Consider the following 16487-nt stretch of genomic DNA (forward strand, 5'->3'; position numbering starts at 1 on the left):
TGATACAGGCTGGGTTGGATCTTTGCCGCCGTAAAGATCCTCAAGTTTCCTATATACAAGAAACTGCAAAAGTTGCGGATCTTACGCGGGCCTCCCGTTATTCAGGCAAACGACATATCCAAATCCCAATTCGAAGAGGTTCGGCCAAGCCATTACGGCATGCGGCGGGTCTGCCACTCCGGAAAGCTTGGCAGGTTCCTACAAGACCTGGAAAAAATGAGGTGGCAGCACTTTATTTGAGAGAGACGTAGCGCCACTCGTTTTAGGAAAGTTCATTTGTTTGAGAAATAGCATTGACCTTTTCGTGTCTTAATTTTAGCACCGTAGATTTGCCGTAGTCGGTCAATACCCAATAATCCGCGTCGACGCTGCCTCTGATCGAACCGGTTCGGCGCCGTTGTTCGATCCGAATGACTTGATACAGACTTAGTTCCTTTAGCAGATCATCAGTTTTGTCCCACAACTCTTGGGGATTATCCTTGCTTAGTGAATATTCTTCGATCAACTTGGTCAAGAGGTCACCAGTTGTCACTCCCGAGATAAATTTGCCCCAGGTGCGTTCAAGAACAGCCAGACAATTCATCTTTACGCCGCTAACCCATACGTCGAATTCCGACAACCCGGCGATCGTTTCATCCATATCCGCGCCAGCGAAGTCAGAAGGCTTTTCCATGTTTGTTCTTTTTACTGCATGGTGTAGGTCTTCGGGCAGAAGATCAAGATATCTTCCTGTGGTGTCCAGTCGTTCATGTCCCAGCCAACCCTGGACTTCGCGTGCCGTAAAACCTTGTCGGAGCATCCAACCAGCGCAATAATGCCTTAGACTATGGGTATGTAATTTAAGTCCCGCCCTTTCCGCCGCATCATGGATTTTGTTGGTGATGGTGAATTTGGTCATTCCGAATAGTGACTGTTTAGGGTCCTTGCCTTCGATAAACGTAGAGAGTGGTTTAACCAACTCCGGGAGGATGGGGACCATCCGATCTTTGCTGCCCTTACCATGGAAAATTACCTGGGGGCTCTTGCCGAGCTCAACGTCGCCAATGATTACCTCGGCTGCTTCTTCTCTGCGGGCACCGGTCCGCCCCAGGAACAGTACCAGCAGCCTGTCGCGGGGGATGTTAGCTCTGAAGGATCGCCGTTCACCCATGGCTTCGATCAATTTATAAAACTGTTCATCTGTGACTACCTGTGGCAGCGGTTTCCCGACAGGTATATCGATTCTGAAATCTTTGATTGCCAGACCAGCGTCAGAGGTGAAGAGCCCAGCGATCATATTGGCATATCGTCGCTTGGTCGACGGGGCCCGGTCATTGAACTGGTTTAGAAAACCGAGAGCCAACTGGCGAGTGGGTGGCAAGCCGCCACAGTGGTTAAAGAAGAGATCAAGGGTTCGCATGTACTGACGGTACTGATCATCCACCAACTTGAGCTTTAACTCTGCCGAGTACTGGGCAAGGAGTTCCTCATTGGTCATGGTGCGTACCTGCAGTCTTCTCCTGGCGCTCTTATCAAGCAGCCCCTCTAGAAGCTCCCTCAGTCCCAACTCTTCCAGGAAGTCAGGGTTTGATGGTGGGCGCTATCAGTCAATAGACAGAACTTTTAGCTGGGTATTTAGCCTTACTCCAATGCCGAAGGTTTGAATATTTTGACCTTTTACTATCCACTATCCCACTATGCTATCTCGTTTGGGAACCCATGCGAAACACACTGGATAGCAAAATAGCTTTGTAGGAAAGTCAAACGGTCGATAGCACTTGGGTGATAGCCGGATAGCGAAAATTGAAAACCTCTATACAAATTAGCTGAATGTGATTTCCACACCAAACCTGTGGTTGCACTCAACGCGCGAAAAAGAGGCGAGGCTGGCCGTAATATTGAATCAGGACAACCGCCAAAAGAATAACGTCGACGTAGTAAAAGTATCCGACGAGACTACGCCACGATAAAAATACCGGCAAGATTGAAAGTGGTATCGCCGCCACTGGGTATTTGCGGCCATATATCAGGTACCAGGTGAGACCACCCGCAAAGGATATCACTTCCATGAGGGTGAATAACAACGTAGAGTGGATATCAACGATACCCGTTTGCACCAGGCTGACCAAACCAATCCCCCGCCGGGTAAAGTGGATTGATCATCGGCGCAAGCACTGAGTTCAACCAGAGAACTGGATCAGTGACAATGAATGGCAAGTTCAGGAGCAAAAAGGCAAAACAGATGAAGCAGAATCCGATGACCGCTTTTTTCATTCCCCATGAATGATATACGTAGATTGCAGCAAACGGTATCAGGAACCAAGACGTTTGGTAGGTTGCGGCGGCAACGCCAAGGAGTCCCATCGCAATGAAGGGCCTTTTGGGGATAAGCAACCACCCTGCCAGCATGAAAGGTAGAACGATCAAACGTTTATCGACCTGGATGATACCCGCGATCCAAAGTTCGAGGCTGAGGAACATCGCAAGCAAAAAGAGTAGTTTGCCTCTATTGGGAATCAGCCATATCCCTAATACAACCGCTCCCAGGAAAAATATTAATATGAATACCTGGATATTGTTAATGCCCAATAACAGAAATGGAGCCATAAGTAAAAAGGACCCCGCTGGATAACAAAGGTGTGACTCAACCTCGGGTGGCAGGATTTCCGGCGTGAGCCTAGCTTGTTGCCAGAATGCATCGAGTTGTTCTGGTGTGGGATAAGGGAATGATTGCGCGAACTCGCCGATTTGAAGTGGGGTTACATTGGTATATGGACGTTGGGTGAAAAACTGTTTATCGAATTCTTCAAGCGCGGTGATTACGTTTGCAGATGAGTAAGGATTATTGCCACTAATTAGATCCTCGGCAGCTTGGTGAACCAACGCCGTCCCATCACAGTAGTGGGGCTGATCACCAAGGATTGTCAATGGGGCTTTCAATATATCGGGAACGACACTAGCTTGAAGGGCATTGCTTTTTAAACCAAGGTAAGAGCCTCCGACTGCGATACCAATAATCACTAATACGACTACCGCGGCTTGGGCTAAGTATCGGATTTGTTTTTTCAATTTTTCGTGGGATCGATCTGTTTGGGGTAAAACGATGCCGGCCAACGTCATAAACGCCGTAGCCGGAGTATTCAATCCCAAGCTAAGCAAAGCCGCAGGTAAAGTGGCGGTGGGGCTTGTGGATAAATCTGCTGAACAAGGTAAAAAAGCCTCCGATGTCTTAAAATCCTTGGTGAAGAAGACAGGCGACGGGGCGAAGCAGGGGGCAAAGCAGTCTATTTCGCAAACGGACGATGTCCTAAAAAAGCTCCCCCTCGAGAATCACCATGTATTAACAGATAAAAACAAAACGTGGACGCCGTTGTTTGATAAAATCACTAAGAACTATAAGTTAGACTTGAACGGTAGTTGGAATAAAGTCAAAATACCTCACAAAGGTCGACACGCCACCGAATATCATAAATGGGCTTATGAACAATTACAGAGAATAGATGCTACTGCAAAAGGAAACGCAAGGGTCTTTAATGATATGTTTGGTAAGTTATCTCGATTTGTAAATGACAATCCTGGAATGCTGAGGAAGTCATGGTGGAAATGAAGTTGCCTAAAGTAGCAAAGCCATTTGTCTTTAAGTTATTTGCTGGTGGGCCTGTTTGGCCGAAACTTGGTGGCGTTGTGTTCACCGGTAAGAACGACTTGAAAGGGTTCGATGAATACAGGTTTTACGAAGGAAAACTAATCGATGATTGGCCACCCGGTATTACTTTTTACGTCAAGGGAACGGGTGAGGAAGATTATATTTTGGTTGGGATCCATTGGATCGTCGTATCTGACCGCGTCAAAACTAAACTCGAAGAATGTGGAGTATTTGGCGTCCAGTTCTTACCAATAACTGTCGTCAATGACGAAAATGGAGAGAAACTCGGTCCTTATTGGGCATTGAATGTTTTTCAAGAAGTTGACGCTTTGGATTGGGAACATACTCGCTGGATCAACCTTGGGGATAAACCAGAGGATACCCACCATCCTCTTTTAGGAGCTGTCAAGGTGGCTTTGCGTTTTGACAAAGTTAATAATATTGATATATTTCGCCTGAATATCAAAGGCAGAGGAGACACAACTATTTATTTATCCCGTCGTGTCAGAGATTGCCTAACAAATAACCGATTTACTGGACTAGAAATCGACCCGGTGGCGACCTATTGAAAAGACGGTGGGTTTTTTCCCAAGACATTCAAATTAACCCCGTGTGGATCAGAATGGGTCTCTTATGCAACCGAATGAAAAACTTATCGTACTTTACAAGCTATTGTGTCGCACATCGATGAAATCATCATCAAGTGGTTGTCACTTGCAAATTCCACCGACCATTTGGTGGAGCTTCCATCACATGAAAATACAAAGTGCCAGTAAAACCATAGACGTAGGTCTCATAAGGTTGCTCGCGTATAGCCTGTCCATTCACAACTAAATCTCCATTTGAGTTAGTTTTGACCTGCACCGCGAAATGCCCATTCCAGTCAACCGAATATTTGAGTTTAAAGGGAGAAGCACTATTTGTGAATGGAGGGGTATTCATTTTGCCAATGCCAGAATATGAAAAGACTGTCAGGGACAAAGTCCGGCCATTAAGGTACCTCGCAAATTTCTCGTCAATTACATATCTAGCTACGTTGTTATGAGTAATATCTTTGACAAGGTACCGGTTTTGTAGAATATGCAGCATATTATCGAGTTCAGGATGGTCATCATAGTAATAAACCAGCTCGTGGCCATCCTTAGAATTATAAATCCAAGACCTTTGCAAAAGAACGAATTCACGCTTGAGAGGATTTTCAACTAGGTCTTTACGCATTTCTGCCAATAATTTAGGCATCAAAGCTTCAAGATCGGAGAATTCATCCTCTAGATGGGATACTTTACATTCAAGCGCCCGAGCAGCGTTTTTTTCAGAGAGTATTTTCCACTCCAGGAGCTTATCGACCGGATAACGATTCGCGTCATTGTCGATAAGTTTTGCACAATTCTGGCACAACCAGATTCCATTGTCTGGTGCCTGTCTTTGGGCGCTCGTGAGAGTATTATCGAAACGAGGGCCACCCTCTGATGCGGCGGTGATGTGGGCGGCGACACCGACGTTTATCGATTTATCCGGGTCATCTTGGGGGCCGCTAGTGGGCTGCCGGCAAGCCGGGTTCGAACACTTGTTGGCAACCCGCTCAGCCAACAAATCTTTGGTTTGCACTGAAAAATCGTCTCGGGGCATAGCAATTTCCTCGTGTTAATTGAACAGATTATACTATCAAACGCGCTGGGCGAGCCAGAACTGATCACTCAGGTCGGCTTCGTTGACCATACTGACTTGTATTTCGATCTAGAGAAGTATGTGATTCGGTTGAATAGTCCAATACGCGGTGCTATAACGTTACCGATTGGAAAATTTATCACGCAATGCGAGGGCAATTACCGCCGTGATACACCTATTTATTGACACTAATGCATACCTCAATTTTTATCATTTCTCCGAGGATGCATTAGAAGAACTCAACAAGCTTAGTGTAGCAATCCGGAGCAAGGAAATTCTTCTTTACATACCCATGCAGGTTGTTGATGAGTTCAATCGTAATAGAGAAAACAAGATTTCTGATGCTCTGTCAAAGTTTCGTAACCAGCCGATACCTGATCAATTTCCGAACATCACTAAAACCTACGATGAATATAAAGAAATGCGTAGCCACTTGGAGGCTGTGCGAAAAACGCGAGCTTCTCTCCTCGAAAAAATCCGAATAGAGATCGATGCAAGAGAGCTGGCCGCAGACAGAATAATAGAGAGCGTCTTTACTGCAGGGAAATCCATTAAAACAGATGACGATATCGTAGAAGAAGCTGTCAAAAGAGCCAATCGAGGAAATCCTCCTGGGAAAAATGGCTCGTTGGGCGACGGAATTAATTGGTTAACTCTTCTCAATTCTGTTCCCAAGAAAACTGATTTGTATCTAGTCACTGAAGATGAGGATTTTGTCTCAAAACTTGATGGGAATAGATTGTGCGAATTCTTGAGGCGAGAGTGGATTTCAGAAAAAGAATCAAATGTTTATCTCTATAGAAAGCTCACAGATTTTTTCCGGGATAAATATCCAGAAATTAAACTAGCTTCGGAGCTGGAAAAGCAATTGGCAATCGATGCTTTAGTTACCAGTCCAAATTTTAAAAGCACCCATGCTGCTATCAAGGACCTAACTAAGCATTCTGATTTTACCGATACTGAGTTGAATGAGATTGTGCAGGCGATGGTATCCAACAAACAGATATCTATGATCTTTGAAGATGAAGATGTAAAAACATTTTCCGAACAAATTCTTCGAGGTCGTGAAGGGGTTATTGATCCGGTGCTATACCAAGAGTTCTCTACGATTTATTCTTACATTAATCCCGATGATATCCCCTTCTAGAGGGATGTATCGGACTGCTCAACCCTAGGCTGAACGTTTTAGATCTCAGTCAAACAAAATGTTATTTTGTTGCCCACCAGGCATCGAGAATCTACAATACAACTAATATTTTGAAAAGGAGAAAATCGATGGGCAAAGAGTTTCACAAGCCAGGAGAGAAAGCTCCCGATTCAGGCCAGTATCCTGTAGTTGGTCCTCGTGGTGGTGACAGGGGAACTGAGCGAACAGTGACAAAAGGAGAACCATTCCCGCCTACTCCTAAAAAAGGCCAGGGTTACGGGACGCCTGACAAAACTAAGCACTAATCGATCCTTTGAACCAAATAAAGGGGGCATTTTTATGCCCCCCTTTTTGCAACCACACAAAAGTCAGTTTTGTTATCGAACCCGTTGTTTCTAGCAATTCGTCTGGATTTTGTGTCCAAGTAAAGGCAAATAGGTTGCTTGGGAAAAAGATTCAAAACATATTTTGGATAAAATAAAATCACGCCAAGTCCTAAGAGCGAATCAGCTTTATCCAGTTGATTCAGTCACGAATGAATTGATTTCGCAGGTATATCCCGCGATCTTTGAGAGATGTTTAAAAATGATGTAGGAGTATTCTGCAAACAATGTTAGGTTTTCATGAGTTGCTTCTTTACTCATTTCAACCTGATATCCACTATTTGTTTTTAATCCTGGAGCATATGTGGACAATAAGTGTTCGTTCACTGACGCCTTCAAGTTTTGGATACGATACGGTTTAATAGTGCCTTTCGAATGGATAGTTGCATGCCTCACTTCGGTTACTAAAGAGAACCATTCTTTTAGATCTATTCCGCGATTGTTAGTATTTTCAATTCTTTTAATTTCAGGAGCAATATTATGAATTGCCTTAAGGACGTGGGTATTTTGCGGATAGAATCTATCTATGAATCCTCTCCAGTAGTCAGTGTCACTAGGTCTTCGGTCCTTCGTTTTAAGATGATTGTCAAATTCAAATATCTTGGCTTTATCAACAAAACGAATGTTTAGTCGGAAAAAGGTGGCAAGCAAGTCCCGCAAAAAAGTTTCAAATGCCTCAAAGCTTTGTGCTACTGCATGTGCGTATTCTTTTAGCATTAGCGTTTGATTAACCTTAAAATATTGTTCTCCTTTAGCTATAAAACTCGAAGGGGTTGGGTAGTATATTGCCCAACCGTTTTGAGGCCATTCATCTAAGTCTCTAATAGCGAGGCAAGCGGCTGAGACCATAAGTGACTGGTCAAGGTGGATACGTTCCAAGTAAATTCTGATATATTTTTCATATTCATCAAGACGATTCTCAAAGTTGTTAAGCAAGCCGTTAATGAGATTGAGAGTTTGAATTAGGACATCAAACGGATCACGCACAGGATTGCCTTCCCAACCATCTATGAATCGAATTGCCATCCTCGGATTCTAGCCTCAATATTCTTACCTATCAACCCGGGTACGAGCTTGCAATTTCGACATTGCACTTTTCGTCACATTGTTAATCGATAAATTTTGGATTAAGCATCTAAAAATATCCAAAACTAGGTTTGTATCTGGGTTAGATATAAAATCGTGTTGGCCTACTTTTTCACCCTAACGCAGTTATTTTGTTAGCGATAACTACAAGGACCATAATCACACCTACTCCCACCAGCGTTGCTACGAAGATGTCGGCGAAGGCTTTGGGTTTTCTAACGCTTTGCGTTTGGGCCATAGTCCGATAACCCCTTTTCTGACTTTGAGTACAATTTCCATAACAGCGCCTACTGGGCACAGGTAATGGCACCAGAAATTGTAGACAAACACCGCCGCCAATAGGGCAAAACCCATGAGAACCCATTGGTCCACCGAGCCTTTTAGGCTGAATAACACGTTCCATGGCTCGAAGACCGACACAGACGGGTTTTTGAGTACGAGCACCAGGAATAGAGCGATGAAAAGTAGGACGAAACGGGCGTTGTTTAACACCTTGAACCATTTCGGATTCGGCCGGGCCCTTGATCCGAAGGCAAGATGCAACAGCTCCTGTACTGCCACATATGGGCACAGCCAAAAACAGTAAAAGTTCTTGCCGAAGATAACCGCAAGACCTATAACACCGAATACAATAATATAAATGACGAAAAAAGTCTGCAAGTGAGGCGAATAACCCACCAGCCAGGAGGCAATATTGGTTAGAGAAAGGGGAATCGATAGCCAAATGCCCACAACCACAAAGCCATAGGTAAGAGTAACGGCTCGCGGCCATGTGTGCCGTCGTAACCCGGGCAACATCCTGGCTAGCACCACCGATAGCATTCCCAATAACAGGCCAATCTCAGGGAACCCAATACGGATAGGGTCCGATGGACCAGTGTAAGGATGGCCCAGGTATTCCGCCAAAATTAGCCTGCCGCTGCGCACCCCCAACCGCGACTCCATTCGAGGAAACGGTAGATCCGGTATTGGCATCTATATCGGCGAACAGTTGGAGTGGTTCACTATAAGATCGTCCGACGTACTGATTGAAAAAATCATTTTTGGCTAACACTTTCCACCACGGCAGGTCTTCGTGGTGTTCCGGCACTATGACCGAAGTGATGACCCCATCGGTCGTCCAGCCGACCAACACTGACATCGGCCCGCCGTAGCCGGGTCCTTCGGCAGCCGTAATGAAGCCGACAGCTTCACCGGTAGTATCCACTGCCTGGTAAAGCGTTGTCTTTCCTGAGGTCTTAAGGGAACTATACGAAGCCGCCTCAGGTGTTAACCCCGGAAGGAAATTTTCATAGCCGGATTGCTGGTGGTTAACCTGTCCGAAAACAGCGGCAGCGAGGAGCACTGCCACTATGCCTACAACGAACAACTTTCGGTGGTGTCGGTTCCAAAGGGTACTAGAGATCAAGCCACAATCCTGCTTTCATGGTAGGCTCTGACCAACTTAATACCAGTTTCCCCCGTACAAAAAGGCTGCGACGCGCGACTATCGTCACGATAGACAGTGATGCCTTTAAGCCTTGATTCATATGCCTGCAGGAAGATACCAAATAGGTCTTCTCGAGTAGCGCTCGCAGGTAAATTGACCGTCTTGGATACTGCCGCATCGGTAAATTCCTGGAACGCTGCCTGCATCCTCACATGCCATTCCGGGCTGACCTCGTGGGCGGTAACGAATATTCTACGGATTTCTTCGGGTACGTCCGCCTGATCACCGAGATAGTCGTGCCGCACCAACCGCTGTAAAAGATCGAGCGACAACACTCCCGATCGCCGGACAGCATCTTCAAAATGAGGGTTTATGTCGAGCAGTTGGTGTTCGCCCTTGAAGGCGTTCCTGACAAACACCGTTCCGAAGGCTGGTTCGATACCGCAGGTGCATCCGGCAATAAGCGATATCGTTCCAGTAGGAGCGATAGTCGTACAAGCAGCGTTCCGTATCGGACTCGCCCCATGAACATCGTAAATGCTACCTTTGAAGGCGGGGAAAGAACCACGCTCAAGCGCCAGTTCCCTGGAAGCCCGGTGAGCTTCCTCCTCGATGAATTCTATCACCTGATGTGCCACCCCAATCGCTGCTTCAGAGTCATACGGGATCCGCATCTGAAAGAGCATGTCGGCGAAACCCATGACTCCCAGCCCGATTTTCCTGGTTCTCAAGGTAGCTAACATGGTCTCGGGAGTCGGATACCGAGTGACATCAAGAGCATCATCCAGAAATCGGACGGCGGTGGCGGCTACATACTGCAACTTATCAAAGTCAATGATGAGTCCGTCGCCATCAACTTTGAGCATTCTGGAAAGATTGATCGATCCCAAATGGCTGAACTCATTTGGCAGTAATGGCTGCTCTCCGCAGCCGCTCACGTGTTCGATACGGCCTAGATGTGGTGTCGGATTATCCTCGTTGATGCGATCGATGAAGATCAGCCCCGGATCCCCGCTATGCCACGCCTGGTCGACAATCTGGTCAAAAACATTCCTGGCATTCAACCAACGAACCGGCTCGTTTGTCCGTGGATTGATAAGTGGATAATCCCTGCCGGTTTTCACTGTCTCCATGAAATCATCGGTGACTAAAGTGCAGGTGTAGAAATTGGCAAGTGACGTCTGGTCGCTCTTCGCTCTAATGAACTCCAGGATATCCGGATGGTCCACGCTTAAGGCAACCGAGTTGCAACCGCGGCGTATGCCGCCCTGCCGGATAGGCTGGGTCGCCCGGGAGAGAATATCGATTAACGCCACTGGGCCGAGGGCAACATCAAGCCGACCCCCCACTTGTTCGCCCTTTGGCCTAACATGGGAGAAGTTGAAGCCGATACCGCTGCCACCCTGGTGGACCAGCGCCGCGGTCTTAACCGTATCGAAGATTGATGCGATAGAATCTTCGACGGAAAGTACCACCGAACCAGCCAGTTGCCCTGAGCCGGTGCCTGCGTTTAGAAGCGCCGGTGAATTCGGCAGGAATAGAAGCCCTGCCATAATCCTATAGAACTTATCGGCGATTGCCTTTGTGTCCGCTTCAGGGTCGTAATTAAGTTCAGCCATAGCAACGGCTTCAGCAACTCGTTGAAATATCTCCCTAGGGGTCTCGATTAACTCACCGCGCTCATTCCGCCTTAGGTAACGCTTTTCTAAGACGATCCGGGCGTTGGGCGTCAACTCGGTGAAGGCATCTGTGTCTGGTCGCCATAAGGAAGATAATTCAGTCTTAAGATCGAGCATCGTGTTTAACCCCCATCGTGTCTAGCCTGACAACGCCAAACTCAATAGACTCTGTCGACATGGTGTCCATGTCCCAGTCAAAAAGTAGTAGGGAAGGTTCGCCGGAATATCTCAAGACGGGCTCGCCATATATAAGCACCATACTCTCGGCTTGCGTCCAGTCAACGTTTCGTTCGATGCAAGTGCGGTTGCAGACCCAAACAGGGAGGCCGGTGTCTGATGAAAGTCTCTTCCAGTGTTCCACCGGCGGGTACTTGTGCCCCCAGGCAGTGCTTACTACCAGCAGATTTGCGTCTTTCCCAGACAAGGCAACACCGTGATGAGTGCCCCAGGTATCGGCACAGATAAGCATCCCCACCTTGACTCCACCCACGGTTGCAGGTTCGAGGGTCGTCCCGGGCGAAGACCAGCTTTCCTCGGCGCCGGGATGGACTTCGATCTTGCGGTGCCCACCGGCAATTACTCCTTTGTCAATGGCGAAGACGGTGTTGTGGCTCTTGCTGGTTGCCTCATCGAGTTCAGGATGAGACAGGAAGATACTCAGGTTTTTCTCCTGGCTGATGCCCATTATCCGTTTCATCCATTGATCAGGTTGGGGATTGATCCAATCGCTGCCGATGACATCAGCAAAGTAATAGCCCGAAACGCATAATTCAGGAGTCATGATCCAATGCGCGCCGTTTTCGGCTGCGGTTAAAATGAGCCGCTCGATCAGACTCCGATTGTCATCGATTTCGGCAGGTTGCGGCTCAATGTGCAGAAAAGCCACCCTCATCCTAGTAGTCCAGTCCTTTCCTGGCTGGCAGGCCGCGATCGAAAGGATGTTTCACGTTACGCAGGTCCGATACCAAGTCGGCGGCTTCTATGATCTTTTCATCGGCATACCGGCCGGTAATTATGAGCTCGGTGTTTTCGGGCTTATGCCGGATAAGATCGAGTAGTTCATCCGTCGGGATGAGCGCCCAGGCGGCGGCTGTGTTGGCCTCATCAAGGACGATTAAGTCATAGTCCCCGCTGCATACCGCCTGTTGAGCGAACTGCAGAAGTTGCCGTGCCTTCAGTCGGTCTTCGGCTCGGATGTTTTTGGGGCTTAGAAGTCCAGCCCGGCCGTAGTTCTTATGCTCCACCCCTAAAAGGTCGAGTGCTTCGTATTCTCCCTGCTTGCGGCTGCCTTTCATGAAGAAGACCACCAGCACCTTCAGCCCGTAACCCACAGCCCGCATGACTGTACCCATCGCCGCCGATGTCTTACCCCGGCCTTCGCCGGTGAATACCTGGACCATTCCTTTGGTTATCATGTTCACCCTCGCATTAGAGATACCAAAGTCAGCGTTGAAGCTGCCGTAATTATCCAGACCGTCATGCTTACCCGAAAAAGCCCGGCAGCCTCGGAAATATTCCCGGGCGTCAGATCCCTGGTCGATTGCCCGATCTCATAGTGACCAGCTTTGTAAAGCTTCACCCCGAGCGCTCCGGCTGCAGCAGCCATCGGCCAACCACCATTGGGGCCAGGTGTCTTATCGTGGTCCGACAGCATCGTCCGCCAAGCCTGGCCGAAACCGAAACCGCGGAGTCTTGCGGCTATCACTATGAATAGACCCGTGATTCTGGCCGGAACAAAGCTAGCCAAATCATCGAGAACCGCGGCGAACTTCCCGAGATACTCGTATTTCCCCCGATATCCGATCATATTGTCCAGGGTGTTAATAACCCGATAGGCGATTGCACCCGGCACACCAAGGAAGATGTAGAAGAACAAAGGCGCGGTGACAAAGTCCGATGCGTTCTCGGCGATAGATCTGACACTCGAAGATATGATGTCGTTCCTGGTAACAGCGTCACTATGGCTGATCGTGTCGAAAAGCCCTTTCATCCCAAGAGGCACTTGCGCGCCTTTCTCAAGTACTGCCTGAGTCTTCTCCGCTACCTGCCATTGCTGCTTCAAACAGAAAGTCGGTTTCAACAACACTGCGCCTGTTACGATGTAAAGCCAGTAATTGATTCCCTTCAACCAATCAAGTAATAGCCAAGCGGGCAGTGTGAAAAGCGCGATGATCGCCAGGCTGATAAACAATCCATATACAAATTGGAAGCCTGCCGGCCACCTGAAACCCGGCTTGATCAGGAATCCTGTCACCCTCCCCGCCCAAACCGTCGGATGCAGACCAACCGGATACTCCCCAACGGTAAGGTCGCTTAAAAGGGCCAGAAGCAGGATCAGTACCAGGTCCAACTAATACCCTCTCGCATTCCTGATAGCGTTGACCGTCGATCGGGTGACGGCTACCGCCATCATCTCCCCCAGCTTGGTGTGGCCGCCGACATAGGTGTATTTGTATTCTAAGCCCGAGACGGTAATTATCTGGTCAGTACCGGTGCCCGTGGCCAGGCGCGTGGGATCATAGGCGCTTCTGATGTCTAACTCTTGCAAGGCTACATTTTTAGCTTCGGTAATTGTTATGAAAGATGAAGCCAAGGCAGGGGGCTCGAGAATGGCGTTGGTCAGGACAATGTTGTTGATAGTGCCGATCTTCTCGAATTTGCCATTACGCTCGATGCCGGTGGCTTTATCCACCCCGACGCGCATGGCGTTGGTTTTGACCCCAGCCGTAGTGATGGCCAAAACCCAGAACTCTTCATAAACCTCTTCGGCAATAGCTAGCTTCTCCTGATTCAGGCCGGTGGATAAAAAGGCGATGTCCTCGATGGTGGTGCCGTGTTCTTCAAGGACTTCTTTTATGATCTGGCCGTAGGTCTCCTGCCAGCAGCGAGACTCGTCATGCATATAGTCCCAGAGCGTCTTGGGCACGTGACAATTGCAGATGACGTCGGTTACCTTATAGCCGTGGCGGGTGGAGAGCATCGATCTTTTCTCCGGCAAGTCGATACACAGGGTATCGGCCGGTACCCCGACGGCATTGTGGTAGACGACATCGACGTCTATGCCTTGGTAATTTCCTATTTGTTTCCGGGGGAGTTTCTTATCGATCGTAGTCATCTTTCTTTCACCTAATACAGCCTGACCACTTCGTACATCAGGTCAGTCTTCTCCAGCTTTTTCGCTGTCTGTTGCGTACAGGTCACATTGATCAGGTGTTTTTTGGCTGCAGCTACAGCCGCTGCCATCTCTTGGGCGGTGGCCCGCCGCCAGGGATTGTCCGCCCCAGATTCGAAATATGCATCGATGCGGTAGGGAATCGCCTTGTCGATAACCCCTACGAACTCGGCGATCTTTTCCGTCTCCTCCTGGTCGATTAGCCCAGGGATAAAGACGCTCTCGGCCCGCAGTTTGATACCTCGGTCATACACCTCCGCGAAGTTCCGGAGCACCCGGTTATTCGTGTGAAGGGTATATTCACGATAGGTCTCCGGCGTCACCGCCTTCAGACTCATCACCACCTCATCGGTGTAGGTAAGGTCTGGCAGCTTGACTCCATTGGTGTTAAGGGTAATGTAGGAATGGAATTTCTCCTTTAGAGCCTTGGTGATGGCGCCGTAAGCCGGGTCGATCGAAGCTTCCTGACCTTCAAACAACACTTCTTTGACCGGGACTTTACTGAGCGTGTCCATGAGATGATCGAGCGGAAGAAACTGCGACGGAGACTCAGGTTTCGGCAACTTAGGATCCCTCAGAACCACGTCGAGGTTCTCCTCTAGTGCCATGCAATTGATCTCTTTGTTGCACAGGCAACCGCGGCATTTAAGGTTGCAGCCCCAGTGAAAAAGATAAGCCTTGGCTATTGCGGGCGCATAGGCGACATGGTAGACCGTCGTGTTTATCGCATCGTGTGTTTTCAATTGTTCCTCCCTAATAAATTTAGCCCCCTCCGAACGGCAGGAGGGGGCTAAATTACTTTAACTCCATTCCCACCTTCTGTTACCACCGGAAGATGTTGTGTCTGAAACCGGCGCTTTACTGGCTCGTGGTCACCCACACACAGTAGGCGGTACTGCGCCGGACTCTCACCGGCTTTCCATTCCGTTCGCTGAAGAAAAATTATCTTCAGTGGGTTTCAGAAGCTCGATTTTTAATGTGCGATGACAATATCGAAAGGCGAGGGTCTATTCCTGATCATTTTTATCACGATTGTCGGTGTCACCAAATTTCCTTCCGATAATACAGACAACAAGCATCGCGATGACAATGATTATATACAGTAATTCGCCAGACATTGCTTTCGTCTTTTTGGATATGAGTAGTTCATCAAACTGTCTTTCAGATGTGCACTGAAAACGGAATGCTAATTTTCTCCCAGAAATCAATGTAAATTTTCACGGTATAAACACCTGGAACGTATCCATTTCCGTTCGCTTTCAAACTAAGTGTTACCGGAAATTGTGAGTGGATGTTATCATCTATTTGAATGGGGTCGGGCTTGCCTTCACTGAACCACCTCACGTTTAATGTACGGCAACACATGTCATCAGACAAGGAGAACACCAAGTAGATTGCTCTACCTGATACCGAAAACTCGTTATCCGAAGTAATTGGACGACCATACGGATCTAGCGTATCCGTCACTACAGCCTTTGTAACTAACAACCCCAGGTCAGGACATTCATCGGGTATGGTTTGTTTCGCTTCCGGCACAGCACACCCGACGCACACGAGCAAGATCGTCATCCCCAAACAAAATAATTTGACTACTAGCTTTCTCCTTTTTATTTGCGTAAGGTTAGCCTCCAAAGCCCGCCACCTTTATCTACTCGCCTTTTTAGATATCTTCTCAGCTTTCACTTTCTCGATCCATGCACCCGGGTCTAGGGATTTATCCTCGCTCAATCGCCTTTCAGCATAAAACATTTTCTCGTCAGCGCCATGTTTAAATTGTTCAAGGGATGACGTTTGGTGTTTCCACGAAAAGCTAGACAATAGGCGGTATCCCTGTGCTCCGCAATTAGGACAATGGTTTATATTTGTGCCATCACTGATTTTAGCGATGACCTCAAATGTGTTTTGACATCCAGGGCATTCGTATTCGTATAAGGGCATACTACCTTCTCGTTCAGCGGTGCGGGTATTACCCGCACCGCTGAATATATTCGATTATTTTGCGAGGGTTTTCTGGCGTCGAATCAACTGGAACGTAACCAAAGCAAGGAGAATGCTTAGAGCGAATGCAATGCCCCAACCAAAAATGGCGCCCTGCGCAAATACCTTGCCTCCCAATTCTTCACCCAGTTGGGCTCCCAGCCACGAGAAACTGAATATCCAGAGGATTGCCGAAATAACAAACATGAACCAGTGCCACCATTTGACTGCTTTTCCGTAGCTTTTCGCCATTGAAAATAAAGCCCAGGCAACAGCAGCCAAACCAAGTCCCATGAGGATATTTAGCAACATCATCCACAT

General features: G+C 47.9%; 18 protein-coding genes. 3 read left to right on the forward strand and 15 right to left on the reverse strand.

Annotated features, from left to right (window positions below; genetic code table 11):
* Positions 1-262: 262 nt before the first annotated feature.
* Positions 263-1546, reverse strand: coding sequence for a tyrosine-type recombinase/integrase (locus HX448_RS01790; protein WP_162485807.1), 1284 nt, complete (start codon positions 1544-1546; stop codon positions 263-265).
* A 530-nt stretch (positions 1547-2076) separates the two neighbouring features.
* Positions 2077-3093 carry a hypothetical protein gene (locus tag HX448_RS01795; protein WP_162485806.1) on the reverse strand — a complete coding sequence of 339 codons (1017 nt, stop codon included), beginning with the start codon at positions 3091-3093 and terminating at the stop codon, positions 2077-2079.
* Between HX448_RS01795 and HX448_RS01800 the strand changes: the two genes are divergently transcribed.
* Both HX448_RS01800 and HX448_RS01805 read left to right on the forward strand, forming a co-directional pair.
* Positions 3083-3586 carry an AHH domain-containing protein gene (locus tag HX448_RS01800; protein ID WP_102331390.1) on the forward strand — a complete coding sequence of 168 codons (504 nt, stop codon included), beginning with the start codon at positions 3083-3085 and terminating at the stop codon, positions 3584-3586. The genes HX448_RS01795 and HX448_RS01800 overlap by 11 nt on opposite strands.
* Entirely contained in the window at positions 3574-4194 is a 621-nt protein-coding gene (locus HX448_RS01805; RefSeq protein ID WP_102331389.1) for an imm11 family protein, read from the forward strand. The genes HX448_RS01800 and HX448_RS01805 overlap by 13 nt, the downstream gene beginning before the upstream one ends.
* A gap of 130 nt (positions 4195-4324) precedes the next feature.
* On the opposite strand, the gene HX448_RS01810 is transcribed toward HX448_RS01805, so the two are convergent.
* A complete protein-coding gene (locus tag HX448_RS01810; RefSeq protein ID WP_102331388.1) occupies positions 4325-5254 on the reverse strand; it encodes a hypothetical protein in 930 nt (309 codons plus the stop codon).
* 166 nt (positions 5255-5420) lie between these two features.
* On the opposite strand from HX448_RS01810, the gene HX448_RS01815 reads away from it, so the two are divergent.
* Entirely contained in the window at positions 5421-6440 is a 1020-nt protein-coding gene (locus HX448_RS01815; RefSeq protein WP_162485805.1) for a PIN domain-containing protein, read from the forward strand.
* A 512-nt stretch (positions 6441-6952) separates the two neighbouring features.
* Here the strand turns inward: HX448_RS01815 and HX448_RS01825 are convergent.
* The 12 genes from HX448_RS01825 to HX448_RS01880 all read right to left on the reverse strand — a co-directional run bounded on the left by HX448_RS01825 (position 6953) and on the right by HX448_RS01880 (position 16487).
* Positions 6953-7849, reverse strand: a complete 897-nt coding sequence (locus HX448_RS01825) for a hypothetical protein (protein ID WP_102331386.1) — start codon at positions 7847-7849, stop codon at positions 6953-6955.
* Between the two features lie 243 nt (positions 7850-8092).
* Positions 8093-8815: a 4Fe-4S binding protein gene (locus HX448_RS01830; protein WP_162485804.1), complete on the reverse strand. Its 723-nt coding sequence runs from the start codon at positions 8813-8815 to the stop codon at positions 8093-8095.
* Positions 8751-9260 carry an FMN-binding protein gene (locus HX448_RS01835; RefSeq protein WP_162485803.1) on the reverse strand — a complete coding sequence of 170 codons (510 nt, stop codon included), beginning with the start codon at positions 9258-9260 and terminating at the stop codon, positions 8751-8753. The genes HX448_RS01830 and HX448_RS01835 overlap by 65 nt, the downstream gene beginning before the upstream one ends.
* A 53-nt stretch (positions 9261-9313) precedes the next feature.
* Complete coding sequence (locus HX448_RS01840; RefSeq protein ID WP_102331383.1) at positions 9314-11134, reverse strand: adenosylcobalamin-dependent ribonucleoside-diphosphate reductase; 1821 nt, start codon at positions 11132-11134, stop codon at positions 9314-9316.
* A complete protein-coding gene (locus tag HX448_RS01845) occupies positions 11121-11909 on the reverse strand; it encodes a carbon-nitrogen hydrolase family protein (RefSeq protein ID WP_102331382.1) in 789 nt (262 codons plus the stop codon). The genes HX448_RS01840 and HX448_RS01845 overlap by 14 nt, the downstream gene beginning before the upstream one ends.
* A gap of 1 nt (position 11910) precedes the next feature.
* Complete coding sequence (locus tag HX448_RS01850; RefSeq protein ID WP_102331381.1) at positions 11911-12432, reverse strand: cob(I)yrinic acid a,c-diamide adenosyltransferase; 522 nt, start codon at positions 12430-12432, stop codon at positions 11911-11913.
* 2 nt (positions 12433-12434) lie between these two features.
* The gene (gene cbiB / locus HX448_RS01855; RefSeq protein ID WP_102331380.1) at positions 12435-13367 is read right to left on the reverse strand and encodes an adenosylcobinamide-phosphate synthase CbiB; all 933 of its coding nucleotides are present in this window, start codon (positions 13365-13367) and stop codon (positions 12435-12437) included.
* A complete protein-coding gene (locus tag HX448_RS01860; RefSeq protein WP_102331379.1) occupies positions 13368-14132 on the reverse strand; it encodes an adenosylcobinamide amidohydrolase in 765 nt (254 codons plus the stop codon).
* Positions 14133-14143: 11 nt separating this feature from the next.
* A complete protein-coding gene (locus HX448_RS01865) occupies positions 14144-14932 on the reverse strand; it encodes a radical SAM protein (RefSeq protein ID WP_226846805.1) in 789 nt (262 codons plus the stop codon).
* A 418-nt stretch (positions 14933-15350) separates the two neighbouring features.
* A complete protein-coding gene (locus HX448_RS01870; RefSeq protein ID WP_226846806.1) occupies positions 15351-15725 on the reverse strand; it encodes a hypothetical protein in 375 nt (124 codons plus the stop codon).
* A 108-nt stretch (positions 15726-15833) separates the two neighbouring features.
* Positions 15834-16127 (reverse strand): FmdB family zinc ribbon protein, encoded by a 294-nt coding sequence (locus HX448_RS01875; RefSeq protein WP_102331376.1) that lies wholly within the window; start codon positions 16125-16127, stop codon positions 15834-15836.
* Between the two features lie 54 nt (positions 16128-16181).
* The gene (locus HX448_RS01880) at positions 16182-16487 is read right to left on the reverse strand and encodes a dehalogenase (RefSeq protein WP_102331375.1); all 306 of its coding nucleotides are present in this window, start codon (positions 16485-16487) and stop codon (positions 16182-16184) included.

It is taken from the genome of Dehalogenimonas etheniformans (genome assembly GCF_014672715.2).
GTDB classification, from domain to species: Bacteria; Chloroflexota; Dehalococcoidia; order Dehalococcoidales; family Dehalococcoidaceae; genus Dehalogenimonas; species Dehalogenimonas etheniformans.

Excerpts from the sequence above, each read along its gene's own strand:
- HX448_RS01860 (WP_102331379.1), bottom strand. The coding sequence starts at position 14,132 with ATGACTACGATCGATAAGAAACTCCCCCGGAAACAAATAGGAAATTAC.
- HX448_RS01875 (WP_102331376.1), bottom strand. The coding sequence starts at position 16,127 with ATGCCCTTATACGAATACGAATGCCCTGGATGTCAAAACACATTTGAG.
- HX448_RS01845 (WP_102331382.1), bottom strand. The coding sequence starts at position 11,909 with ATGAGGGTGGCTTTTCTGCACATTGAGCCGCAACCTGCCGAAATCGAT.
- HX448_RS01825 (WP_102331386.1), bottom strand. The coding sequence starts at position 7,849 with ATGGCAATTCGATTCATAGATGGTTGGGAAGGCAATCCTGTGCGTGAT.
- HX448_RS01880 (WP_102331375.1), bottom strand. The coding sequence starts at position 16,487 with ATGTGGATGATGTTGCTAAATATCCTCATGGGACTTGGTTTGGCTGCT.
- HX448_RS01840 (WP_102331383.1), bottom strand. The coding sequence starts at position 11,134 with ATGCTCGATCTTAAGACTGAATTATCTTCCTTATGGCGACCAGACACA.
- HX448_RS01805 (WP_102331389.1), top strand. The coding sequence starts at position 3,574 with ATGGTGGAAATGAAGTTGCCTAAAGTAGCAAAGCCATTTGTCTTTAAG.
- HX448_RS01810 (WP_102331388.1), bottom strand. The coding sequence starts at position 5,254 with ATGCCCCGAGACGATTTTTCAGTGCAAACCAAAGATTTGTTGGCTGAG.
- HX448_RS01850 (WP_102331381.1), bottom strand. The coding sequence starts at position 12,432 with ATGATAACCAAAGGAATGGTCCAGGTATTCACCGGCGAAGGCCGGGGT.
- HX448_RS01800 (WP_102331390.1), top strand. The coding sequence starts at position 3,083 with ATGCCGGCCAACGTCATAAACGCCGTAGCCGGAGTATTCAATCCCAAG.